Annotated in this window: 22 protein-coding genes and 1 pseudogene; 13 read left to right on the top strand and 10 right to left on the bottom strand. The window is 63.3% G+C overall.

Going from position 1 to position 22,313, the window contains the following annotated elements:
- Positions 1 to 1,251, bottom strand: a complete 1,251-nt coding sequence (gene trpB, locus GA829_RS02245; RefSeq protein ID WP_195176963.1) for a tryptophan synthase subunit beta — start codon at positions 1,249 to 1,251, stop codon at positions 1 to 3.
- 68 nt (positions 1,252 to 1,319) lie between these two features.
- Positions 1,320 to 1,979, bottom strand: coding sequence for a phosphoribosylanthranilate isomerase (locus tag GA829_RS02240; protein ID WP_195176962.1), 660 nt, complete (start codon positions 1,977 to 1,979; stop codon positions 1,320 to 1,322).
- Between the two features lie 111 nt (positions 1,980 to 2,090).
- Between GA829_RS02240 and GA829_RS02235 the strand changes: the two genes are divergently transcribed.
- Positions 2,091 to 2,309: a hypothetical protein gene (locus tag GA829_RS02235; RefSeq protein ID WP_195176961.1), complete on the top strand. Its 219-nt coding sequence runs from the start codon at positions 2,091 to 2,093 to the stop codon at positions 2,307 to 2,309.
- Positions 2,310 to 2,324: 15 nt separating this feature from the next.
- Here GA829_RS02235 and GA829_RS02230 read toward each other — a convergent pair whose 3' ends face one another.
- The 4 genes from GA829_RS02230 to GA829_RS02215 all read right to left on the bottom strand — a co-directional run bounded on the left by GA829_RS02230 (position 2,325) and on the right by GA829_RS02215 (position 5,707).
- Entirely contained in the window at positions 2,325 to 3,083 is a 759-nt protein-coding gene (locus GA829_RS02230; protein WP_195176960.1) for a M48 family metallopeptidase, read from the bottom strand.
- Positions 3,084 to 3,191: 108 nt separating this feature from the next.
- The gene (locus GA829_RS02225) at positions 3,192 to 3,677 is read right to left on the bottom strand and encodes a DUF2852 domain-containing protein (RefSeq protein WP_195176959.1); all 486 of its coding nucleotides are present in this window, start codon (positions 3,675 to 3,677) and stop codon (positions 3,192 to 3,194) included.
- Between the two features lie 117 nt (positions 3,678 to 3,794).
- Entirely contained in the window at positions 3,795 to 4,937 is a 1,143-nt protein-coding gene (locus GA829_RS02220; RefSeq protein WP_195176958.1) for a benzoate/H(+) symporter BenE family transporter, read from the bottom strand.
- A complete protein-coding gene (locus GA829_RS02215; protein WP_195176957.1) occupies positions 4,937 to 5,707 on the bottom strand; it encodes an alpha/beta hydrolase in 771 nt (256 codons plus the stop codon). Before GA829_RS02215 ends, GA829_RS02220 begins: the two co-directional genes overlap by 1 nt.
- 222 nt (positions 5,708 to 5,929) lie before the next feature.
- Here GA829_RS02215 and infC point away from each other — a divergent pair, with 222 nt between their 5' ends.
- The 8 genes from infC (at position 5,930) to GA829_RS02175 (ending at position 12,971) form a co-directional block, all read left to right on the top strand.
- Positions 5,930 to 6,466, top strand: coding sequence for a translation initiation factor IF-3 (infC, locus tag GA829_RS02210; RefSeq protein WP_127413065.1), 537 nt, complete (start codon positions 5,930 to 5,932; stop codon positions 6,464 to 6,466).
- A 168-nt stretch (positions 6,467 to 6,634) separates the two neighbouring features.
- Complete coding sequence (locus GA829_RS02205) at positions 6,635 to 7,261, top strand: methyltransferase family protein (RefSeq protein WP_195176956.1); 627 nt, start codon at positions 6,635 to 6,637, stop codon at positions 7,259 to 7,261.
- 225 nt (positions 7,262 to 7,486) lie between these two features.
- Positions 7,487 to 7,690, top strand: a complete 204-nt coding sequence (gene rpmI, locus GA829_RS02200) for a 50S ribosomal protein L35 (RefSeq protein ID WP_006201248.1) — start codon at positions 7,487 to 7,489, stop codon at positions 7,688 to 7,690.
- A gap of 143 nt (positions 7,691 to 7,833) precedes the next feature.
- Positions 7,834 to 8,235: a 50S ribosomal protein L20 gene (gene rplT, locus GA829_RS02195; protein WP_013528310.1), complete on the top strand. Its 402-nt coding sequence runs from the start codon at positions 7,834 to 7,836 to the stop codon at positions 8,233 to 8,235.
- A gap of 186 nt (positions 8,236 to 8,421) precedes the next feature.
- Positions 8,422 to 9,474, top strand: a complete 1,053-nt coding sequence (pheS, locus tag GA829_RS02190) for a phenylalanine--tRNA ligase subunit alpha (RefSeq protein WP_219738834.1) — start codon at positions 8,422 to 8,424, stop codon at positions 9,472 to 9,474.
- Positions 9,471 to 9,911 (top strand): GFA family protein, encoded by a 441-nt coding sequence (locus GA829_RS02185; RefSeq protein WP_195176954.1) that lies wholly within the window; start codon positions 9,471 to 9,473, stop codon positions 9,909 to 9,911. The genes pheS and GA829_RS02185 overlap by 4 nt, the downstream gene beginning before the upstream one ends.
- On the top strand, positions 9,908 to 12,316 hold the full coding sequence (gene pheT / locus GA829_RS02180) for a phenylalanine--tRNA ligase subunit beta (protein WP_195176953.1): 2,409 nt from the start codon (positions 9,908 to 9,910) through the stop codon (positions 12,314 to 12,316). The genes GA829_RS02185 and pheT overlap by 4 nt, the downstream gene beginning before the upstream one ends.
- Positions 12,317 to 12,368: 52 nt before the next feature.
- Complete coding sequence (locus GA829_RS02175) at positions 12,369 to 12,971, top strand: nucleotidyltransferase family protein (RefSeq protein ID WP_195176952.1); 603 nt, start codon at positions 12,369 to 12,371, stop codon at positions 12,969 to 12,971.
- Between the two features lie 57 nt (positions 12,972 to 13,028).
- Here GA829_RS02175 and GA829_RS02170 read toward each other — a convergent pair whose 3' ends face one another.
- Positions 13,029 to 14,024: an aldo/keto reductase gene (locus tag GA829_RS02170; protein ID WP_195176951.1), complete on the bottom strand. Its 996-nt coding sequence runs from the start codon at positions 14,022 to 14,024 to the stop codon at positions 13,029 to 13,031.
- Between the two features lie 96 nt (positions 14,025 to 14,120).
- Between GA829_RS02170 and GA829_RS02165 the strand changes: the two genes are divergently transcribed.
- From GA829_RS02165 to GA829_RS02150, 4 genes and pseudogenes are all read left to right on the top strand, one after another.
- Complete coding sequence (locus tag GA829_RS02165; RefSeq protein ID WP_195176950.1) at positions 14,121 to 15,011, top strand: LysR family transcriptional regulator; 891 nt, start codon at positions 14,121 to 14,123, stop codon at positions 15,009 to 15,011.
- A gap of 31 nt (positions 15,012 to 15,042) precedes the next feature.
- Positions 15,043 to 15,138, top strand: a pseudogene (locus GA829_RS02160) (YceI family protein); the annotation flags it as partial.
- Positions 15,139 to 15,215: 77 nt separating this feature from the next.
- A complete protein-coding gene (locus tag GA829_RS02155) occupies positions 15,216 to 16,202 on the top strand; it encodes a Gfo/Idh/MocA family protein (RefSeq protein WP_195176949.1) in 987 nt (328 codons plus the stop codon).
- Between the two features lie 27 nt (positions 16,203 to 16,229).
- Positions 16,230 to 17,888 carry an FAD-binding dehydrogenase gene (locus GA829_RS02150; protein WP_195176948.1) on the top strand — a complete coding sequence of 553 codons (1,659 nt, stop codon included), beginning with the start codon at positions 16,230 to 16,232 and terminating at the stop codon, positions 17,886 to 17,888.
- Positions 17,889 to 18,508: 620 nt separating this feature from the next.
- Here the strand turns inward: GA829_RS02150 and GA829_RS02145 are convergent.
- From GA829_RS02145 to GA829_RS02135, 3 genes are read right to left on the bottom strand one after another with little or no spacing between them, the layout of a single operon-like run.
- On the bottom strand, positions 18,509 to 19,447 hold the full coding sequence (locus tag GA829_RS02145) for an alpha/beta hydrolase (protein WP_195179490.1): 939 nt from the start codon (positions 19,445 to 19,447) through the stop codon (positions 18,509 to 18,511).
- An 11-nt stretch (positions 19,448 to 19,458) separates the two neighbouring features.
- On the bottom strand, positions 19,459 to 20,241 hold the full coding sequence (locus GA829_RS02140; RefSeq protein ID WP_195176947.1) for a carnitinyl-CoA dehydratase: 783 nt from the start codon (positions 20,239 to 20,241) through the stop codon (positions 19,459 to 19,461).
- On the bottom strand, positions 20,234 to 22,312 hold the full coding sequence (locus GA829_RS02135; protein ID WP_195176946.1) for an acetate--CoA ligase family protein: 2,079 nt from the start codon (positions 22,310 to 22,312) through the stop codon (positions 20,234 to 20,236). The genes GA829_RS02140 and GA829_RS02135 overlap by 8 nt, the downstream gene beginning before the upstream one ends.
- Between the last annotated feature and the right edge of the window lies 1 nt (position 22,313).

Raw genomic sequence — 22,313 nt, 5'->3', positions numbered from 1 at the left:
TCAGATCTCCATGCCCAGCATCGAGGCCACCGTGTGCACGTCCTTGTCGCCACGGCCGGACAGGTTGACGATGACGATCTGGTCCTTGTCCATCTCAGGCACGATCTTCACCGCGTGGGCGATGGCGTGCGCCGATTCCAGCGCTGGAATGATACCTTCGACGCGCGTTGTCAGCTTGAAGGCCTCCAGCGCCTCGTCGTCGAGGATTGGCACATATTCGACGCGGCCTGAATCGCGCAGCCAGGAATGTTCCGGGCCGACGCCGGGATAATCGAGGCCAGCCGAGATCGAATGGCCGTCCATGATCTGCCCATCGGCATTCTGCAGGAGATAGGTGCGGTTGCCGTGCAGTACGCCCGGCGCGCCGGCATTCATCGAGGCGCAATGTTCGATGCCGTCAAGGCCACGCCCGCCGGCCTCGATGCCGATGATGCGCACTTGCCTGTCGTCAAGGAAGGGATGGAACAGGCCAATGGCGTTCGAGCCGCCGCCGACAGCTGCGATGATCGTGTCCGGCAGCCGGCCTTCCTGCTCTAGCATCTGCGCCCGCGCTTCGGTGCCGATCACGGACTGGAAGTCGCGCACCAGCTCCGGATAGGGGTGAGGGCCTGCGGCAGTACCGATCAGGTAATAGGTGTCCTCGACATTGGTAACCCAGTCGCGCAGCGCCTCGTTCATGGCGTCCTTCAGCGTGCCGTGGCCGGCGGTCACCGGCCGCACTTCGGCGCCAAGCAGCTTCATGCGGAACACGTTCGGGCTCTGCCGGGCGACGTCGGTCGCGCCCATATAGACGACGCAGGGAAAGCCGAAACGCGCCGCGACGGTGGCGGAAGCGACGCCGTGCTGGCCGGCACCGGTCTCGGCGATGATACGCTTCTTGCCCATGCGCTTGGCCAGCAGGATCTGGCCGAGGCAATTGTTGATCTTGTGCGAACCGGTGTGGTTCAGGTCCTCACGCTTGAAATAGACTTTCGCGCCGCCACTGAGGCCCTTGGCCTCGGAAACCTCGCGAAGATGCCTGGTCAGGCCTTCGGCGAAGTAGAGCTTCGATGGGCGCCCCGCATAATGGGTCGACAGGTCGTTCAGCTCGGCCTTGAAGTCCGGATCGTTCTTGACCTCGTTCCAGTTCTTTTCCAGGTCGAGGATCAGCGGCATCAATGTTTCGGCGACGAAACGGCCGCCAAAAATGCCGAACATGCCCTGTTCGTCGGGTCCGGTGCGGAAGGAATTGGGTGTCGCCGGCTTGTCCATCTTGCCGATCTCCTAAGTCTTGAATGTGCTGCCCGGCCCCAATGGAGAACCGGCTCTGGCTCGATCCGTCAGGCGGCGCGGTTGTCGCGCGCTGCCCGGACGGTCCGGAAAAACTGTTCGATCAGCGCCGGATCCTTGACGCCCGGCGCACTTTCCACTCCGGACGAAATGTCTATTCCGGGCGGATTCGCAAGCCGAAGGGCATCGCCGATATTGCTGGCGCTGAGCCCACCGGAAAGCATGTAATCGACGCCGGCGTCAAGGCCGGCCAGAATATGCCAGTCGAAGGCAACACCATTGCCGCCCGGCAGTTGCGAGCCTTTTGGTGGCTTGGCGTCGAACAGGAACAGGTCGGCAATGCCGGCAAACGGCTTTATGCGCTCGAGGTCGGCGGCCTCGCTGACCGCCAGCGCCCTTATTACCGGCAGGCCGTAACGCGCCTTGACCTCGGCCACGCGCTCTGGCGTTTCCGAGCCATGCAGTTGCAGCATGTCGGGCTGCACGGCAGCCACGATCTCGTCCAGGAACGCGTCGCTGGCGTCGACGGTGACCGCCACCGCCTTGGCCTTGCCACTCGCCGCCGCGCGCAGGCGCCCGGCTTCCTCGGGTTCGACATAACGCGGGCTTTTCGGGAAGAAGATAAAGCCGACATGGCTGGCCCCTCCGGCCAAGGCTGCCGCCGTGGCCTTGTCGGTCTTCAACCCGCAGATCTTGATGTCGAGCGCCATGGCGCGGGGATTGGCATGAAAAGCGCCAAGAGTCGAGAAAAAGCATGCTGTTTGCCGGCGCGGCCAAAGGCGCTATCTCTGATGGACAAGACGCAATGCGGGAGAAAAATGATGGCGGACAGAAGCGTTGCCGAACTCAGGCAGAAAATCGCGCAGGCGCGCGAAGTCATTGCGCATCTGATGGGCAAGGCGGCCTTCAACGGCGCCGAGGCACACCGGGCGCTGGAGTATTTCGGCGGCGATGCCTTCGACAGCAATTTCCTGCCATGGCCGCATCATGCCGACGAAGGCCTGCGGCCGAATGAGCTCAATGCGGCGAACGATGATTGATCGAGGCTGAGAACATCACTCGAAGGCGATCGCCTGCAGGGCGCCGCCGTTGCGCTTCAGCCAGGCCTTGCAGCGCTTGGTGTCGGGGCACAGCTCTTCGCACAATTCCCAGAAATCCGGGCCATGGTTCATCTCCTTGAGATGCGCCACCTCGTGCGCGACGAGGTAGTTGATGACCGGCGACGGCGCCATCATGATGCGCCAGGAAAACGACAGGTTGCCGTCGGAGGTGCAGGAACCCCAGCGGCTTGAGGTGTCCTTGAAGCGGACCGCCTTGGCGCGCTTGCCGAGTGCCTCGGTGTGCTTTGCTACCAGCGCCTCGATCTCTCGCTTGGCCTCGCGCTTGAGGAAATCGGCGATGCGGCGCGGCAGATGCACACGGTCGCCATGCACGACCATGATCGGGCCGCTCTCGTCGCGCGATACGGTGATGGTGCCGCGTTTCGAGGGCTCGTGGATAATGCGATGCGGTACGCCGCGCAGCGGTATCTTGATACCGGGTCGCACCTGCGGCCGGGCCGGCACCTTGGCCAAGCGCTGCTCCAGCCAGTCCTGATGGCGATCCAGGAATTTCTCCACCTCGCCGCGGCGCAGGCCCGGCGGCACGGTGATGCGCAGGCCGCGCCCGCCGGAATCGATGCGCAGCGTAAGGCGCCGGGCGCGGTCGTTTTCGACGATCTTGAGTGGCAGCGAACGGCCGGCAACAACGTGCTCGCGCTCCTCAACGGGCGCGGGCTTGGGTTTTGTCAGGTTGCGGAAGAAGCCGAAGGACATTGGCGCAACGATACGCGATTCGAGGAAACGAGTAGAACAAAAAAGAAACGGCGCCGCTCTCGCGACGCCGCTTTTTCACGATTTGGCCTGTCGCCGGGCCGCATTCGTTCAGTCGTCGAGAAGGTTCGAACCCTTGCCGCGCTTGGTCGTCGGGGTGGTGCCGGCGGCGGGATCGGTCTTTGCAGGCGCGGTCGACTTGTTGCGGTTGGCCATGAAGCGGTCGAACTCGTCCTGGTCCTTGGCGCGGCGCAATTCGCGGGCATATTCGTCGAACTGGCTCAGCATTTCGTCGAGCTTGCGGCGCTCTTCGTTGAGGCGCTCAAGTTCCTTTTCGCGCCAGTCGTCGAAAGCGACGTTGCCGGTGCGGGCGGAACCGTTGCCCCAGCGCGCGGCCTTGTCGGAACCGCGGCGGCAGCCGGCGAAAATGCCGTCGGTCGCACGGTTGACGTCGCGCTTGAAGCCATCAAGCCGGTCGCCCCAGATGATGTAGGCAAGCATGGCGAAGCCGAGCGGCCAGAACACCATGAAACCGACCACCATCAACGCGATGGTTGCCGGCGTCCAGGCCGGGCGGATCAATGCGGATGTGTTCATTTTCTCCCATTCCTTCGGTTGGAGACAGCCAAACCCGGCTGCGTGGAATCGAAATGGGAAGAGAAAAACGGCGATTCAAGGCAATGTCCGCCAAAACCGGACAAGGGTTTGAAATGATTATCGCTTTTTGAGCATGTCGAGGGAAAGCACGACCAACCCGGCAATCAGGCCCCAGAATGCGGCGCCGACGCCGAACAGTGTCAGGCCGGACGCGGTGACCACGAAGGTCACGGTTGCCGCCATCCGGTCGCCCTCGTCCTTCAACGCGATCGACAGCGCGTTGGCCAGCGACGCCATCAGCGCCAGGCCGGCGACCAGCACGATCAGGCTCTGCGGCAGGACGGCGAAGATCGCCACCAGCGAGGCGCCGAAAATGGCGAAGATCAGATAGGCGAGCGCGTAGAAAGGCCCGGTCTTCCAGCGCTCGGCGGGGTCGGGATCAACGTCTGGCCCGGTGCAGATCGCCGCCGAGATCGCCGCCAGATTGGTCGTTGCCGCGCCGAATGGCGCTGACAGCAGCGAAAACAGGCCGGTGACGCCGATCAGCGGGCCGGGTTCCGGGTCGTAGCCGGCGGCGCGCAGCACAGCCAGTCCGGAGAGGTTCTGCGAGGCCATGGTAACGAGATAGAGCGGCAGCGCCAGGCCGATCATCGCCTTGGCTGTGAAATCAGGCGCAATCAGTGTCAGCGTTGACAACTCAGGTGTCGGCAGGCCGCCGACCCGACCGGTGAGGAAGGCGGCAAGACCGCCGCCGATCAGCACAGCCAGCACCGACAGCGCCGGGTTGAACAGGCGGATGACGAAGAAGGCCGCGATCAGCGGCAAGATCAGCCACGGGTCGACCGGAATGGCCTTGGCCGCATTGATGGCGAAGGTGACGACGATGCCGGCCAGCATGCCCGAAGCCACGGACGGCGGAATCCTGGATATCAGCTGCGTCAGCGGCCGAAACAGACCGGTGGCGATCAGGAGAATGCCGGTGACGATGAAGGAGGCGACGGCCTCGCCCATGGTAAAGCCGCTCGATGCCGCGATCAGCGCCAGGCCAGGCGTCGACCAGGCGGTGATGACAGGCATTTTGGTGCGCCACGACAACCACAGGCTCTCGATCGCCATCGCCAGGCAAATGGCTGTCACCCAGCTCGCGGTTTCGATCTGCGTCGCGCCAACCGCCTTGGCCGCCGCGATGACGATGGCCAGCGTACCGCCAAAGCCGACGATGGCGGCGACGAAGGCGGATATGGGAATGGAGATACGCATCAGCCGGCCCTCTCGACCATGGCGCCAACCGTCCGCAGCAGCATGTCGAGATCCTGCGGCCGCGACAGGCGATGATCGCCATCTGGGATCAGCGACAGCGTCACGTCGTCGGCAGGCAGCAGGCTGACCAGCTTCAAGGCATGACTTGCCGGCACATCGGCGTCGGCCAGTCCCTGCAGGATGTGCACCGGGCAATGGGTGTTGATAGGCCCGGTCATCGTCAGGTTGTTGCGCCCGTCCTCGATGAGCGCGCGCGTATAGATGTAGGGCTCGGCGGAGTAGTCGGAAGGCTCCTCGAAGAAGCCTTTTTCGCTGAGGTCGCGCTTCTGCGCTTCGGTCAGCGCCGGTTCGACCAATTCAGCGGTGAAATCGGGCGCGGGCGCCAGCAGCACCAGCCCGGCGATGCTGTCGTCACCCGCCTTGCGCAATTCCTGCACCATGCGCAGCGCGATCCAGGCGCCCATCGAGGAGCCGACCAGGATCTGTTTGCCCTTGCTGAAACGCCTGAAGGCGGCGAGGCTTTGCGCCAGCCATGTCGAGATGGTGCCATCGGCAAAGGCGCCGCCCGATTCGCCGTGGCCCGAATAGTCGTGACGCAGGAAAGCCCGCCCTTCGGTTGCGGCCCATGCCGACAACGTCTCGGCCTTGGTGCCCAGCATGTCGGACTTGTAGCCGCCGAGCCAGACGATGCCGGGCGCCGATCCCGCCGCATGCCGCACGGCGATTTCAGTTCCACCGACATCCAGAAAGACAGGGGGCGTGGCTGTCATCATCTTTTCCTCACGCCGGTCTTGTGACACAGGCCCGGTCTTGTGACACAGGCAATGCCGTGGCGAAAAGTACTCCTGACCTTTCTTTGTTTGGTGCAGGCCAGCGATAAGGTGATTTCCTGTCAACGCTGTGCTATTGACTTGCGCCGCGCGCTCCCCACATTGGCGCGTCCGCAGTCCGAACTGAAAACCCTGAACGAAACGGCCAAGGAGACCACGACCATTCGCAGACCTTTCAAAGCAGCGGCGCCGACCAAGGATGGCCCGCGCTCCAATCGTGATATCCGGGTTCCCCGGGTCCAGCTAATTGACGCCGAAGGCCAGAACCGCGGCGATGTTTCCATCAACGACGCATTGTTGCTCGCCGAAGAGGCTGGGCTCGATCTGGTCGAGATATCGCCCAACGCGATACCGCCCGTCGTCAAAATCCTCGATCTGGGCAAGCTGAAATACGCCAACCAGAAGAAGGCGGCTGAAGCGCGCAAGAATCAGAAGGTCATCGAGATCAAGGAGATCAAGATGCGCCCCAACATCGACAGTCACGACTACGAGACCAAGATGAAGGCTGTCCGGCGCTTCTTCGAGGAAGGCGACAAGGTCAAGCTGACTTTGCGTTTCCGTGGCCGCGAAATGGCCCACATGGAACTCGGCATGCAACTCCTGAACAAGGTGCGCGAGGAAGTGGCGACCATCGCCAAGGTCGAGGCCGAGCCTAAGCTCGAAGGCCGGCAGATGATGATGGTGCTTTCGCCGCGCTAAGCTGTGCTGAGTATCAGCACATCCGAGATCACGATGACGTTTAGGCCTTGTGATCACGCTGAAATCAGCCTGAATTGTGCTAAAGGGCGTCCCGACGATCGGCGGGGCGCCTGTTTATTGGCTAAAGCCGCGATCGCCGGCTAAGCCACTCGACGATCGGATTCCACCTTGGACACAGAATACAAATACGGGCTGGGCAACTACCAGCAGATGCGCCGCCTGGTGCTCGCGGTGCTCGTGATCGTGCTGTTCGCGGCACTGCTTTTCGGCCAGTCGACTTTCCCGCCGGACACACCGGTGCACGAAACGATCGAGATGTTCGGCGTGCTGCTGATCTTCCTCGGCATTGTCGGCCGCTTGTGGTCGACGCTCTATATTGGTGGCCGCAAATCGGCGGAAGTGGTGACTGGCGGCCCCTATTCGATCAGCCGCAATCCGCTCTATGTGTTCTCGACCGTGGCAGCTGCCGGCGTCGGCGCGCAGATCGGCTCGTTCTCCGGCATCATTCTCTTCGCGGTTCTGTGCGCGGGCGCCTTCCATATCGTCATCCTGCGCGAGGAGAAGTTTCTCAAGGAAGCGCTCGGCGCGCCGTACCAAGCTTATCTGAAAAGGGTGCCGCGCTTCTTCCCGAAACTTTCGCTCTACCAGGAGGGCGATACCGGCAGCTTCAAGCCGCGCCTGCTTTTGACCACGCTGCTCGACGGTCTGGTGTTTCTGGTCGCGCTGCCGGCCTTCGAACTGATCGACGGCGCCCAGCAGTCCGGCATGTTGCCGGTATGGTTTACGCTTCCCTGACGACGAACTGCCCGGCATCCCGGCATTCCGGCAACGTGCGGCGCCGTGGGTGTTGCGCAGCCGCCTGCTTTGACGTATAGGACCGCCGTTCAAGAAAACCGCCCGGCAGGGCATGCCGTGGCGGTTTCATTTGCTTTTCGGGCTTTGGTCGGCCTGAAGCGAACAAAACAAGAGGCGTGAAGTGCCGGAGGCACGACAGGGACCTCATAGAAACGGAGTAGCAAAATGCCCAAGATGAAGACCAAATCGGCCGCCAAGAAGCGGTTCAAGATCACAGGTACGGGTAAAGTCCTGTCGGCTGCGGCCGGCAAGCGTCACGGCATGATCAAGCGTTCCAACAAGTTCATTCGAAATGCCCGCGGCACGATGGTTCTGGCTGAACCGGATGGCAAGAAGGTCATCAAGAATTTTCTTCCGAACGGTCTCTAGGGGATGATGCCAAAAAGTTGCAGACTTTTTGGAAAACATCATTCGCCAAAATAAGATCATTCGGTCCGGACACGCATTTGTTTTACGCAATTCCGAACGGAAGACCGCTAGGCACCTGGAATTGCTTTTAAGGAGATCATGACATGGCACGCGTAAAGAGAGGCGTCACCTCGCACGCCAAGCACAAGAAGGTCCTGAAAGCCGCTAAGGGTTTCTACGGCCGTCGCAAGAACACCATCCGCATCGCCAAGCAGGCGGTGGAAAAGTCGCTGCAGTACGCTTATCGCGACCGCAAGAACCGCAAGCGCTCGTTCCGCGCGCTGTGGATCCAGCGCATCAACGCCGCGACCCACGAACACGGCCTGACCTATGGCCGCTTCATTGACGGCCTCAACAAGTCTGGCATCGAGATTGACCGCAAGATCCTGTCGGACATGGCCATCCACGAGCCGCAGGCTTTCGCCGCTCTGGTCGCCAAGGCCAAGGTTGCGCTTGAATATCTTAAGAACACCACCCCGAACGCTTTTGAAAGCGCTGTCGCTTAACGACCAGCGCTTCCCAAGCATTCGAAATTCTGATTTGGGGAACCCGCGCTGGCACGGCTGGCGCGGGTTTTCTTATGCCGAATATCACGTTTAACGTGACTTTCACGTTAGCGTGGATTTTCCAACGTAGCGAGTTTGACCGTGAACGACGCAACCACTGGCCTTGAAACGCTTGAAAATTCCCTGATGGCTGACATCGCGTCGGCCGCCGACGAACAGTCGATCGAGGCGGTGCGCGTCGCCGCACTGGGCAAAAAGGGCTCGGTTTCCGAGATGCTGAAGACGCTCGGTTCGATGAGCGCCGAGGAGCGTCAGGCCAAGGGTCCTGCCATCAACGGCCTGAAGAACCGGGTCACCGATGCGCTGACATCGCGCCGGTCCGAACTCCGCGATGTCGCGATCACCGCTCGGCTGGTCGCCGAGAAGGTCGACGTGACCTTGCCGGTGCGGCAGTCGCCGGCCGAGCGTGGCCGCATCCATCCGATCAGCCAGGTCATCGACGAGATCGCGGCGATCTTCGGCGATCTCGGCTTCTCGATCGCCGAGGGCCCCGACGTCGAGACCGACTATTACAATTTCACCGCGCTGAACTTCCCCGAGGGCCATCCGGCCCGCGAGATGCACGACACCTTCTTCTTCCAGCCGGACGAGAAGGGCGAGCGCAAGCTTTTGCGCACCCACACCTCGCCTGTGCAGATCCGCACCATGGAGACCAAGAAGCCGCCGATCCGCATCGTCATTCCGGGCAAGACCTACCGGCAGGATTCGGACGCCACCCACTCGCCGATGTTCCATCAGGTCGAGGGGCTGGTGATCGACAAGACGGCCAATGTCGCCAACATGAAGTGGGTGCTGGAGGAGTTCTGCAAGGCCTTCTTCGAAGTGCCGCAAGTCAAGATGCGCTTTCGCCCATCCTTCTTCCCGTTCACCGAGCCAAGTCTCGAGGTCGACATCCAGTGCGACCGTTCGCGGCCGGGGGAAGTGCGCTTCGGCGAAGGCTCCGACTGGATGGAGATCCTCGGCTGCGGCATGGTGCATCCCAACGTGCTGAAGGCCGGCGGGCTCGATCCCGACGAGTACCAGGGCTTTGCCTGGGGCATGGGCATCGACCGCATCGCCATGCTGAAATACGGCATGCCGGACCTGCGCGCCTTCTTCGATGCCGACGTGCGCTGGCTGTCGCATTATGGCTTCCGGCCGCTCGACATGCCGACCCTGTTCGGAGGCCTGAGCGCATGACAGCTGCCCATGCCGGCGGCTGCCGCTGTGGCGCCGTGCGGTTCGAGGCCTCGGCCGAACCGCATCACGTCAGCTATTGCCATTGCGGCGATTGCCGGCGGGCCAGTGGCGCGCCGGTATCGGCCTTTGTCGGCTTCATGGCTGGCCAGGTGGCCTTCACCGGCAAGGCGCTGAAGATGTTCGAGAATGGCGCGGTGACGCGCTCGTTTTGCGGCATCTGCGGTTCGCCGATTGCCTATGTCGACGAGCGGCTGGAAGACGACATCTACTTCATGCTCGGCGCCATGGACGTGCCCGCCGACTTCCCACCGACGCACCATGCCTATGTGAGCGAACAGCTGCCCTTCCTGACCATCGCGGACGCGCTGCCCCGCCATTTGAAGACCAGCGTGCCCAGGCCCGCCAGCGAACAAAGACCAGACGGAACACAGTCATGAAATTCACCCTCTCCTGGCTCAAGGACCATCTTGAGACCGACGCCTCGCTCAACGAGATCGTCGAGCGGCTGACATCGATCGGCCTCGAGGTCGAGCATGTCGATGACAAGTCGAACCTGAAGCCCTTCGTCATCGCCAAGGTGCTGACGGCGGTCCAGCATCCCGATGCCGACCGCCTGCGCGTGCTGATGGTCGATACCGGCGACGGCAAGGCGCCAATCCAGGTGGTCTGCGGCGCCCCTAATGCGCGGGCTGGCCTGATCGGTGCCTTCGCGGCGCCCGGCGCCTATGTCCCCGGCATCGACGTGACCCTGACGGTCGGCAAGATACGTGGCGTCGAAAGCCATGGCATGATGTGTTCCGAGCGTGAACTCGAACTGTCGGACGAGCATGACGGCATCATCGACCTGCCTGCGGACGCACCGGTCGGCACCAGCTATGCCGCCTATGCCCATCTCGACGACCCGCTGATCGAGATCAACCTGACGCCGAACCGGCCGGATGCCACCAGCGTTCACGGCATCGCCCGCGATCTCGCTGCGAGCGGGCTTGGCACGTTGAAGACCGCGCCGATCGAAGCGATACCAGGCCAGGGTGCAACCCCGGTCAAAGTGACGATCGAAGCGCCGGAGCTCTGCCCCGGTTTCGCGTTGCGGCTGGTCAAGGGCGTCAAGAATGGCCCGTCGCCGAAATGGCTGCAGCAGCGGCTGATCGCCATTGGCCTTCGGCCAATCAGCGCGCTGGTCGACATCACCAACTACGTCACCTTCGATCGCGGCCGGCCGCTGCATGTCTTTGACGCGAAGAAGGTTGCCGGCGATCTCGTCGTGCGCCGTGCCCGCGAAGGCGAAAAGGTGCTGGCGCTTGATGGCCGCGAATACACGCTCACGCCTGACATGTGCGCCATATCGGATGACAATGGTGTGGAATCTATCGCCGGCGTCATGGGTGGCGAGCATTCTGGCTGCGACGAGAACACCACGGATGTGCTGATCGAATCCGCCCTCTGGGATCCGATCACAACCGCCCGCACCGGCCGGACGCTCGGCATCATCACTGACGCCCGCTACCGGTTCGAGCGTGGCGTCGATCCGGACATGATGGTTCCGGGAGTCGAACTGGCAACCAAACTGGTGCTGGAGTTCTGCGGCGGCACGCCAACGGATACCGAAGTCGTCGGCTATGCCGGCCACCAGCCCAAGATCGTCTCCTTCCCGGTGTCGGAAGTGAAGCGGTTGACCGGCATCGAAGTGCCGAAGACCGAAAGCCTCGATATCCTGTCGCGCCTCGGCTTCAAGCCGCAAGGGGCGGGAGATATCATCGATGTAGCCGTGCCGTCCTGGCGTCCCGATGTCGACGGCAAGGCCGACCTGGTCGAGGAAGTGATGCGCATCCACGGTGTCGACAACATCGTGCCGCAGCCGCTCGGTGCGCATGACGCGGTCAACGCCAGGATCCTGACCACGCTGCAGGTGCGCACCCGTACCGCCAAGCGCGCGCTCGCCGTGCGCGGCATGATGGAGGCCGTCACCTGGTCCTTCATCCCGGCCAAGCACGCTGAACTGTTCGGTGGCGGCCAGACGGCGCTGAAGCTCGCCAACCCGATCGCCGCCGACATGTCCGACATGCGGCCGTCGCTGCTGCCGGGCCTGATCGCGGCTGCCCAGCGCAATGCCGACAAGGGCATTGGCGACGTCGCGCTGTTCGAGGTCTCCGGCACCTATGAAGGCGACGGCGCCGACCAGCAGCGGCGCGTTGCCGCCGGCGTGCGGCGCGGCACCGCCAAGCTCGACGGCTCGGGCCGCAACTGGGCGGGCAATTCCGGGCCGGTCGGTGTGTTCGACGCCAAGGCGGACGCGATCGCGGCACTTGAAGCCTGCGGCGCACCGGTCGACCGGCTGCAGATCGAAGCGGGCGGACCAGCCTGGTATCATCCCGGCCGCTCCGGCACGATCAAGCTGGGACCAAAAGTCATCCTCGGCACGTTCGGCGAATTCCATCCGAAGACGCTGGAAGGGCTGGATGTCTCGGGGCCGCTCTGCGGCTTCGAGGTGTTTGTCGATGCCGTGCCGGAAGCCAAGGCCAAGCCGACGAAGACCAAGCCGAAGCTCGAACTCTCGGCGTTCCAGGCGGTGAAGCGCGACTTCGCCTTTGTCGTCGACAAGACGGTCGAGGCCGGTACGCTGGTGCGCGCCGCCCTTGCCGCCGACAAGAAGCTGATATCAGCCGTCGCGGTCTTCGATATTTTCGAGGGTGCGTCGCTTGGTGAGGGCAAGAAGTCGATCGCCATCGAAGTGTCGATCCAGCCGATCGAGAAGACGCTGACCGACGAGGATTTCGAGGCTTTGGCCAAGCGCATTACCGAGAACGTCGGCAAGCAGACGGGCGGCGTGCTGCGCGGCTAAAGCATAAGAACTACGGATTGCGGGCAGGTGGCGAATCGCCCTCCAAAGGGGGATGGACCATCTGCGCTATTCCGGGCTCTCCTGCGAAACGCAGCGTGCTGCGTTTCTCGACATCGTGCTGGCCGATCCGCTGGTCCGTGAGGCGCTGGCCGGTGCGCGGCGCCTTGCCTTGCCGGATTGGCTGGTGGTTTCCGGGGTGCTCTACAACAGCGTCTGGAACCACCTGGCCGGCAAGCCATCCGGCTACGGTATCAAGGATGTCGACCTGTTCTATTTCGACGACACGGACCTGTCCTACGAGGCCGAGGACCGGGTGATTGCCGGGGCCGCCCCGGTCTTTGCCGGCCTGCCGCTGCCGGTCGAAATCCGCAACCAGGCCCGCGTTCATCTCTGGTATCCGCGGAAATTCGGGCAGCCGTGCCCGCGCTACACCAACGCCAGTGAATCGGTCGGTTATTTCGCCTCAAAAACGCACGCGGTCGGTCTTCGCTTTGATGCTGATGGTCAGCCAGATCTCGTGGCGCCATTCGGCCTGGATGACATTTTCTCGTTCCGCATCACGCCGAACAAGATGATGGACAATCAGCGCACCCATGAAGCCAAGGGCAGCCGCGCGAAGGCCAACTGGCCGGAGATATCGGTTTTGCCCTGGTAAGCCGGCGCATGAAAAAGGGACGCCGAAGCGCCCCTTCTGATCCTGGGTTCGTGATGTTCAGCCGTTGACCAGTGCCAGCTCGCCCTGATTGTAACGCTTGCCGACAACCTTGTCGGGTGACAGCGCATCGCCGATGGAAGTGACTTCGGCCGCGCTCAGCTCGATCATGGCCGCCGCTGCGTTCTGTTCGAGGTGACGGACCTTGCGGGCACCCGGGATCGGAACAATGAAGTCGCCCTGATGCAGCACCCACGCCAGCGCCAGCTGGGCAGAGGTGACGCCCTTTTCAGTGGCGAGTGCCTCCAGCGTCGCGATCACCCTGGCGTTGGCGGCCATGGCGTCAGCCTGGAAGCGTGGCAAGCCGCGGCGCCAGTCGCCGTCATCAAGAGCCTCGGGCTTGGCGATCGTGCCGGTCAAAAGGCCGCGGCCAAGCGGACTGTAAGGCACGAAGCCAATGCCAAGCTCGCGGCAGACGGCCAACACTTCGTTCTCCGGGTCGCGGCTCCACAGCGAATACTCGCTCTGGACAGCGGATATCGGATGGACCGCGTGTGCCCGCCGAATGGTGGCCGCACTCGCCTCGGAGAGGCCCAGCGCCCGCACCTTGCCTTCGCGCACCAGTTCGGCCATGGCACCGACCGTATCCTCGATCGGCACGTTCGGGTCGACACGATGCTGGTAGTAGAGATCGATGACATCGGTATCCAGCCGCTTCAGCGAGGCCTCCGCCACCGCCTTGACGTGCTCCGGCCGGCTGTCGACGCCGACCATGCGCTCGATGCCGGTGCCTTCTTCCTGAATCTTGAAGCCGAACTTGGTGGCGATCGTCACCTTGTCGCGCACCGGCTTCAGCGCCTTGCCGAGCAGGATTTCGTTTTCGTAGGGGCCGTAGACTTCCGCCGTATCGAAGAAGTTGACGCCAATCTCCACGGCGCGGTGCAGTGTGGCGATCGCGTCGGCCTCGGCCTGGCCGCCATAGGCGAAACTCATGCCCATGCAGCCGAGGCCGACGGGGTAGACATTCAATTCAGGTCCAAGCTTGCGGGTAAACATCGCGCGTCTCCTTGTTGTGATGCGGCAGAGATAGCGCCTTGCCACTTGTTCTATAATCTGCTCACTTCTGCACGGCCCGTTCTAAAAGATAGATCAATGACCCGCAGCCATCTCCCGCAACTCGCCGTGCTCGCCGCTGTTGCGCAGAGCGGCAGCTTTCGCGGCGCGGCAAGGGAACTCGGCATCGCTCCTTCGGCGGTCAGTCACGCGGTCTCCAGCCTCGAGGCGCGTCTCGGCGTTCGCCTGTTGTCGCGCAACACGCGCAGCGTCGCGCCGACCGAGGAAGGCGCGCAATTGCTGGAGCGGCTGCGGCCGGCGCTCTCCGAGATCGACCTCGCGCTGGAAGCGGCAATCGAGTCGCGCGACCGGCCGGCCGGCAATCTCAGGCTGACAGTGCCGCGCACCGCGGCTCATCTGGCGCTGACGCCGCGGCTTGGCGCCTTTGCCTCCGCCTATCCCGATATCGTGCTGGAGATCGTCATCGAGGATCGCTTCACCGATGTCGTCGAAGGCGGCTTCGATGCCGGCGTCCGGCTGGGTGAAAGCTTGCAGCGCGACATGATCGCGGTGCGCATCGGCCCAGACATTCGCGGCGCCGTTGTCGCCACACCATCCTATTTCAACGCCATGCCCAGGCCGCGCCATCCGCGCGATCTGCTTCAGCATCGCTGCATCCGCTTCCGGTTCTCCAGCGGGGTTCTCTATCATTGGGAGTTCGAGAAGGATGGCGAGGAGATTGAGCTGCCGGTGCATGGGCCGCTGATCCTCGACGAAGATCATCTGGTCGCCAATGCCGCGCTCGATGGCGCCGGCATTGCCTTCCTGTTCGAGGATTATGTCGCCACGGCAATTGCGGATGGCAGGCTGGTCCGCGTGCTGGAGGACTGGTGTCCGTCCTTCGAGGGGTTCTTCGTCTACTATCCCAGCCGCCGCCAGATGCGGCCGGCACTGCGCGCATTCGTCGATTTCTTCAAGGTGAGTGTTTGAGCGGACGAAAGCCGGACAGGCATCACCGGCAAGGTTCCTCCGCTCACGCTACGGCATGGGCGTCGGCACGCCGATCTATCCCAACATCGTCGACTTCGACATGACGCTCACTGGCAAGCGGGGCTAGATCCCTGCATGCGCTGATTGGCTTTTCCACCGATTTCGGGCAAACCTCGTTGCCTGTAACCGAGATGGAGAAGCCGGATGTTCCGATGGGGTGTGTTGTCGACGGCCAAGATCGGGCGGGAGCATCTGTTGCCGGCAATGGTCGAGGCGGAGAATGGGGTGCTGTCGGCGATCGCCAGCCGGGACCTGTCGAAAGCCCGCGCATTGGCCGACCGTTTTGGCGCGCGCCATGCCTTCGGCTCCTACGAGGAACTGCTCGCCTCCAGCGAAGTCGACGGCGTCTACATTCCGCTGCCAACCTCGCAGCATGTCGAATGGACTGCCAAGGCGATCGAGGCGGGAAAGCATGTCCTCGTTGAGAAGCCGCTGGCCCTCGACGCCAAGGATATCCTGCCGCTCATCAAGCTGCGCGATGCCAGGAAGGTGTTGGTCTGCGAGGCCTTCATGGTCATCTATCACCCGCAATGGATCAAGGTGCGAGACCTCATTGCCAGCGGCGCCATCGGCCGGCTGCGGCATGTCCAGGGCGCCTTCTCCTATTACAATGTCGACCCCAACAACATGCGCAACCAGCTCGACCTCGGCGGCGGCGCACTGCCCGACATCGGTGTCTATCCGACCGTTTCGACGCGGTTTTCGACCGGCAAGGAGCCGTTGCGCGTGCAGGCGACCATCGAGCGCGACAAGAAATTCGGCACCGACATCTATTCCTCGATCCGCGCCGATTTCGGGGATTTCGAACTGTCCTTCTATCTTTCGACGCAGATGGCGGCGCGGCAGGTCATGGTGTTCCACGGCGAAAAGGGCTTCATCGAAGTGTTTTCGCCCTTCAATGCCGGACTCTATGACCATCACCGCGTCGAACTGCACAACCAGAACCACACCGAGGCGCAGGCGTTCCGCTTTCCCGGCACCCAGCAATACCGGCTTGAAGTCGAGACGTTCGCGCGCGCGGCACAAGGCGGCAAGGAGCGCGTCTTCACTCTGGAAGAATCCGTACTCAACCAGAAGGTCATCGACGCCATCTTCCGCGCTGGCGATACGGGCGGCTGGGAGAACGTCTAATATTTAGCTGGCTAACTGGAGCAAAAGATGGCTGACGATGCGGATGTGATCATTGTCGGTGCCGGCCTTGCCGGTCTGGTTGCCGCGGCTGAGCTTGCCGAGGCCGGCAAGAAGGTCATCATCGTCGAGCAGGAGCCCGAACAGTCACTCGGCGGCCAGGCGTTCTGGTCGCTTGGTGGCCTTTTCCTTGTCGATTCGCCCGAACAGCGGCGCATGCGCATTCGCGACTCGCACGATCTGGCGCTGCAGGACTGGATGGGCACCGCCGCCTTCGATCGGCCTGAGGATTTCTGGCCACGAAAGTGGGCGGAAGCCTATGTCGGTTTCGCCGCCGGCGAAAAACGCGCCTGGCTGATGCAGCGCGGCATGAAGTTCTTTCCCGTGGTTGGCTGGGCCGAGCGTGGCGGCGGCAATGCCATTGGCCACGGCAACTCGGTGCCGCGTTTCCACATCACCTGGGGCACCGGACCCGGCGTGCTCGAGCCTTTCGTCCAGCGTGTCCGCGAGGCGGAGAAGCAAGGCTTGATCCGCTTCAAGTTCCGCCACCGCGTCAACGAACTGACCCGTACCGGAGCCACCGTCGACGGCGTGCGCGGCGACATCCTGCAGCCAAGCACTATCGAACGCGGCCAAAAGAGCTCGCGCGACATTTCAAGTGATTTCGAACTGAAAGCGCAAGCGGTGATCGTCGCCTCCGGCGGTATAGGCGCCAACCCGGAGCTGGTGCGCAAAAACTGGCCGCAGCGGCTGGGTGCGCCGCCCCAGAACATGATCACCGGCGTTCCCGACCATGTCGATGGCCGCATGCTGGCGATCTCGGAACAGGCGGGCGGCTCGATCATCAACCGCGACCGCATGTGGCACTATGTCGAAGGCATCAAGAACTGGGCGCCGATCTGGACCAGGCATGGCATCCGCATCCTTCCCGGCCCATCGTCGCTATGGCTCGATGCGCGCGGCAACCGCCTGCCGGTGCCGCTCTATCCGGGCTTCGACACGCTGAGCACGCTCAGCCACATCATGCGCACCGGCTTCGACTATTCCTGGTTCATCCTGACCAAAAAAATCATCCAGAAGGAGTTCGCGCTGTCGGGCTCCGAGCAGAACCCTGATCTGACCGGCAAGAGCTGGCGCCAGGTGCTCGGCCGCGCCACATCGGGCATTCCCGGTCCTGTCAAAGCGTTCATGGAGAAGGGCGAGGATTTCATCGTCGAGGCCAATCTGCCTGATCTGGTTGCCCGCATGAATGCCCTGGCGGGTGGCGAACCGCTGCTCGAGCTGGAACAGGTCGAGCGCGAAATCCGCGCCCGTGACCGGCAACTTGACAATCCCTTCTCCAAGGACATGCAGATCACCGCCTTGCGCGGGGCCCGCGCCTATCTCGGCGACCGGCTGATCCGCACCGCCAAGCCGCACAAGATGCTCGACCCCGCCAACGGCCCGCTGATCGCGGTACGGCTCAACATCCTGACGCGCAAGACGCTTGGCGGCCTGCATACCGATCTCGACAGCCGCGTTCTGGACGCCAAGGGCCAGCCGGTCCCGGGCCTCTACGCCGTTGGCGAAGCCGCTGGCTTCGGCGGCGGTGGCGTGCACGGCTATGCCGCCCTGGAAGGCACATTTCTTGGCGGTTGTATCTTCTCGGGTCGCGGCGCCGGGAGGGCGGCGTCCCGTTCGGTGGCGTAGCACGAGGGCTGGCTGGCTAACTCTCGTTACGGATCCAGCCGCCGTGGACGGCGCGGCTCTATACAATCGGGCGAGGGCGTTGTCGCCGGTCCGCCAAGACAATCCGGCCCACCCGGTTGCGTGTCCGGCCGGGGCGCACAATCGATTGCAGGTCCACCACACCCGGGACGATCCGGCCTATCCGGCCGATCAGGCCAGTCTGGGCGATCGGGTCTGTCCGGACGCCATGGTCTATCAGGCCGCCACGGCCTGTCCGGGCGGTGGTCACGATCTCGCCAGTCGCGCTCGTGCCGCGGACGATCGCGATAGTCATCCGTGTCGACGCACGCACTGAGCGTGCCGGCGCAAAGAAGGAGCGCCAATGCGCTTCCAAACCTGTTCATGATGACAGCTGTTTCCCTGTACTGGTTCCCGCTCCAACCTGCTCTGCGTGCTTTGCATTGCGCCTGCATTACACGGCTTGCGATTTGGGGCTGGAATCTTCCGGGCGCCTTCTTGTCGAAGACGGATCGCAATGACCGACACCACAGAGATCAGAACTGTTCTCTGGCTTTGTGGTTGGCCGGCGATGCATAGGCACCGCATTCTTCCGTTATTGTTTCATGCGGCGGGAGAAGGCCCTACCAGACCCAATCGCCCTTTCCGAGAGCGGTCACCGCATCGACAATGCGGGTGAAGCTGGCGCGGGCGCGGTTAACGGTATGCCGGGCCCTGAGATAGCCATGCACCAGTCCTGGCTCCTCGTGCCAGGTCGCCCGGCCGCCGGCAGCGGAGAGGCGGTCGCGATAGGTCTCGCCGTCCGATGACAGCGGGTCGCATTGCGCGGTGATCAGCACGGTCGGCGGCAGACCGGCGAAATTCGTGTCGGCGAGCGGGGCCAGCGTCGCGTCGCTATTCCACTCCTGGCCGCCGGTGCGGATGTGCTTGTAGAATTCGAGGTCGCGCATCGTCAGCATCGGCGCCTCGGCATGCGTCACGTACGAACCCTGGGTGCGGTCACCGCCAAGGCCGGGGTAGATAAGCACCTGGCCGATGGGCTTGCGCGCATGGCCGCGTGCCGCGTGGCTGACGGCGGCGGCCAGATTGCCGCCGGCACTGTCGCCGCAGAGCAGGATCGGGCATTCATAAGTTTTCGTAGCCCATTCGAAAGCGCTCATCACATCATCGAAGGCGGCAGGATGGAGGTGTTCCGGCGCCAGCCGGTAGTCGACGGAGACCACCTCATGGCCGGTGCGGGCGCAAAGCTCGGCGCAGACATCGTCATGGCTGTCCAGCCCACCGAGAATGAAGCCGCCACCATGAAAATAGAGCACTATCACGGCAGCTTGCGGCACACTTCGATAGATACGGATCGGGATGTCGTGCGTGGGCGTTGCAATGGCCGTGGTCTGCGCCGTCACGCCATTTGGGTAGCCGGCAAAGAATTCCCGGCACATACGGTCATAGATGCCGCGCTGCTGCTCGATCGTGTAGTCGATCGTGTCGGGCGGGTAGTAGGAATTGGTCCGCTCGATGAAGGCCCAGGTCTCGGCATCGATCAGCTTCGTGTAGTCGGTCATGGGCGAGCCGCTCACTTGCCCTTCCACACCGGATCGCGCTTCTCGGCAAAAGCGCGAAAACCTTCCATATTGTCCTCGGAGCCGTAGAGCGCGTCGACCGTCGGCAGTTGCCGGCGCGTCACCTTGTTCATGGCATCCTGGAAGGTCAGGGATTCAGCCACCCGCGCCGTCTCCTTGATTGCGGCAAACACCAGCGGCGGGCCGCCAGCCAGCAGCCGGGCAATCTCCCAGACGCGGTCCTCTAGCTTCTCCTTGGGCAGCACTTCGTTGACCAGGCCCCAGCGATGCGCCTCGGCGACATCCATCCAGCGGCCGGTCAGCAGAAGGTCCATCGCGACATGGTAGGGAATGCGCTTCGGCAGCTTGATCGTCGCCGCGTCGGCCAGCGTGCCGGCGCGGATTTCAGGCAGCGCGAAGGAGGAATGATCCGAGGCGTAGATGAGGTCGCAGGACAGCGCCAGTTCGAAGCCGCCACCCACCGCCATGCCGTTGACGCAGGCGATGACAGGTTTGTTCAGGTCGCGCAGTTCCTGCAGCCCCGCGAAGCCGCCGACGCCATAGTCGCCGTCAACCGCGTCGCCGCCGGCTGCCGCTTTCAGGTCCCAGCCGGCACAGAAGAACTTGTCGCCGGCGGTCTTGACGATACAGACGCGTAGCTCGGGGTTGTCTCGGAATGCCTTGAAGGTTTCGCCCAGCAGCCGCGACGTCTTGAGGTCAATGGCGTTGGCCTTCGGCCGGTCGAGCGTGACCTCGAGGATAGAACCCTCGGTGCGGGTCGAAATGACATCAGACATTCTTCTTCTCCCCAAGCACCAGCAGCGCGTCGGCAATCCAGGCGCCCTTGCCCTCGCTGCAGACGATCAGCGGGTTGATATCGAGTTCCTCGATCTCGCCGGCATTTGCCTGCACGAAAGCGGCAATGCCTGATATTGCCTCGATGGCGGCAGCAACGTCGGCTTTCGGCCGGCCGCGATAGCCTTCGAGAAGCGGGAACAGTTTGAGACCACGCAATGCCGCCTCGATGTCGTCGCGCGTTGCCGGCAGCATCAGCGTGACGCTGTCGCGCAAAAGCTCGACCAGCACGCCGCCGGTACCCAGTGTCATCACGGCGCCGAACATCGGGTCGCGGGTGAAGCCGACGATCAGCTCGGCGACACCGTCGCGCACCATGCGCTCGACGTAAAGGCCGCTGCCGAGCGGCAGCAGATCATGCGCTGCCGTGCTGACGGATTCGGCGTCCCTGAGATTGAGCCTGACAGCACCGACCTCGGATTTATGGGTGACGCCGAGCGCCTTGAGCGCCACGGGAAAGCCGAGCGCCATTGACGAAATCACAGCCTCGACAGCATTGCCGGCACGCTCGCCTTTCGGCACCGGCAGGCCGGCCTTGATGAGCCTTGCCTTCGCTTCGGCCTCATCAGGGGTGATGTGGTTGCCATCGGGCGCGCCGGAAGCGGACGTGTCGACCGGTTGCGCCTGCGGTTCAGCCCACGCCCAGCCGATGAAGGCTGCCGCCCCGGCGGCATCCATTGCCTCGGAAATGCCGAATAACGGTACCATGCCGCGCGCCATCAGCCCGGCGGTGTATTCCTCCGGCAGGTTTTCCGGCAGCGAGGACACGATAGCGCCCTGCGCCTTGTTGGTCTTCAGCGCCGACTCGAAGGCGCGCAGCGTCGCCCACCAGTCGGTGTCCGAGCAGCGGTCGGGCCGCGGGAAGTCGAGCACCAGCATGTTGAGGTCGAAGCCGCCCGACACCATGGCGGTGAAGGTCGCGGTCATCGCCGGTTCGTTGTTCCAGATGAACGTGTGGTAGTCGAGCGGGTTGGCGACCGCGACCAGCGGCCCGAGTGTCGATTTGACATGCGCGCGGTGCGTGTCGGTCAGCACAGGGAAATTGACCCAACGGCCTTCGGCGCTATCGGCCATCACGGAGGCTTCGCCGCCTGAACAGCTCATCGATGACAGGCGGTAGCCGGGCAAGGGTCCGGTGATATGCAAAAGCTTCAGCGCCTCGATGAACGCCGGAATGGAATCGACACGGGCAATGCCCAGCCGCCTCAGGAAAGCCCCTGACGCCGCGTCCGAGCCGGCGAGCGAAGCCGTGTGCGAAACGGTGGCTTGCCGCGCCTGTTCGGAGCGGCCGACCTTCATGGCGATGATCGGTTTCTTCAATTCGCGCGCGCGGGCCGCCAGCTTCTCGAAGCCGGCTACCGAATCGAAGGCTTCGATATGCAGGCCAAGCGAGGTGACGCGTTCGTCTTCGATCAGGCCAAGCGCCATTTCCGACAGGCCGGTCTGCGCCTGGTTTCCGGCGGTCATCAGGTAGGCGATCGGCAGGCCGCGCTTCTGCATCGTCATGTTGATGGCGATGTTGGACGACTGGGTGATGATGGCGACGCCGCGGCCACCCTCGGCCAGCCGGATGCCGCCATGCTGGTCGGGCCACAACAGCGCGCCATCGGCATAGTTGATCAGGCCATAGCAGTTTGGCCCGATGATCGGCATCGCGCCGGCCGCTGCAACCAGTTCGGCCTGCAGCCGTTCGCCGTCGTCGTCATAGGCTTCGGTTTCCAGGAAGCCGGCGGCAAAGCACACCGCGCCGCCGGCGCCGCGCTCGGCAAGGGCCTTGATCACCTCGATGGTCAAATGCCGGTTGACGCCGACAAAGGCGGCGTCGGGCGCGCCGGGCAGGTCGGCCACCGACCGATAGGCCTTGCGTCCGGCAACCTCGTCCTTGGTCGGGTGCACCGGCCAGATATCGCCGGCAAAGCCCATCTTGATCGACTGCGCGACAACGGCGGCGGCCTGTGCGCCACCGAACACGGCGATCGATTTTGGCCTCAGAAGGCGCTCAAGCTTGTGCATT

This window comes from Mesorhizobium sp. INR15 (assembly GCF_015500075.1).
Lineage (GTDB): Bacteria > Pseudomonadota > Alphaproteobacteria > Rhizobiales > Rhizobiaceae > Mesorhizobium.
Note: the sequence above shows the minus strand (reverse complement) of the source record. Positions and strands in the feature narration are given on the sequence as shown.

Coding starts and splice junctions, on each gene's coding strand:
- trpB (WP_195176963.1), bottom strand. CDS start 1,251: ATGGACAAGCCGGCGACACCCAATTCCTTCCGCACCGGACCCGACGAA.
- GA829_RS02240 (WP_195176962.1), bottom strand. CDS start 1,979: ATGGCGCTCGACATCAAGATCTGCGGGTTGAAGACCGACAAGGCCACG.
- GA829_RS02235 (WP_195176961.1), top strand. CDS start 2,091: ATGGCGGACAGAAGCGTTGCCGAACTCAGGCAGAAAATCGCGCAGGCG.
- GA829_RS02230 (WP_195176960.1), bottom strand. CDS start 3,083: ATGTCCTTCGGCTTCTTCCGCAACCTGACAAAACCCAAGCCCGCGCCC.
- GA829_RS02225 (WP_195176959.1), bottom strand. CDS start 3,677: ATGAACACATCCGCATTGATCCGCCCGGCCTGGACGCCGGCAACCATC.
- GA829_RS02220 (WP_195176958.1), bottom strand. CDS start 4,937: ATGCGTATCTCCATTCCCATATCCGCCTTCGTCGCCGCCATCGTCGGC.
- GA829_RS02215 (WP_195176957.1), bottom strand. CDS start 5,707: ATGACAGCCACGCCCCCTGTCTTTCTGGATGTCGGTGGAACTGAAATC.
- rpmI (WP_006201248.1), top strand. CDS start 7,487: ATGCCCAAGATGAAGACCAAATCGGCCGCCAAGAAGCGGTTCAAGATC.
- rplT (WP_013528310.1), top strand. CDS start 7,834: ATGGCACGCGTAAAGAGAGGCGTCACCTCGCACGCCAAGCACAAGAAG.
- pheS (WP_219738834.1), top strand. CDS start 8,422: ATGGCTGACATCGCGTCGGCCGCCGACGAACAGTCGATCGAGGCGGTG.
- GA829_RS02185 (WP_195176954.1), top strand. CDS start 9,471: ATGACAGCTGCCCATGCCGGCGGCTGCCGCTGTGGCGCCGTGCGGTTC.
- pheT (WP_195176953.1), top strand. CDS start 9,908: ATGAAATTCACCCTCTCCTGGCTCAAGGACCATCTTGAGACCGACGCC.
- GA829_RS02175 (WP_195176952.1), top strand. CDS start 12,369: ATGGACCATCTGCGCTATTCCGGGCTCTCCTGCGAAACGCAGCGTGCT.
- GA829_RS02170 (WP_195176951.1), bottom strand. CDS start 14,024: ATGTTTACCCGCAAGCTTGGACCTGAATTGAATGTCTACCCCGTCGGC.
- GA829_RS02165 (WP_195176950.1), top strand. CDS start 14,121: ATGACCCGCAGCCATCTCCCGCAACTCGCCGTGCTCGCCGCTGTTGCG.
- GA829_RS02155 (WP_195176949.1), top strand. CDS start 15,216: ATGTTCCGATGGGGTGTGTTGTCGACGGCCAAGATCGGGCGGGAGCAT.
- GA829_RS02150 (WP_195176948.1), top strand. CDS start 16,230: ATGGCTGACGATGCGGATGTGATCATTGTCGGTGCCGGCCTTGCCGGT.
- GA829_RS02145 (WP_195179490.1), bottom strand. CDS start 19,447: ATGACCGACTACACGAAGCTGATCGATGCCGAGACCTGGGCCTTCATC.
- GA829_RS02140 (WP_195176947.1), bottom strand. CDS start 20,241: ATGTCTGATGTCATTTCGACCCGCACCGAGGGTTCTATCCTCGAGGTC.
- GA829_RS02135 (WP_195176946.1), bottom strand. CDS start 22,312: ATGCACAAGCTTGAGCGCCTTCTGAGGCCAAAATCGATCGCCGTGTTC.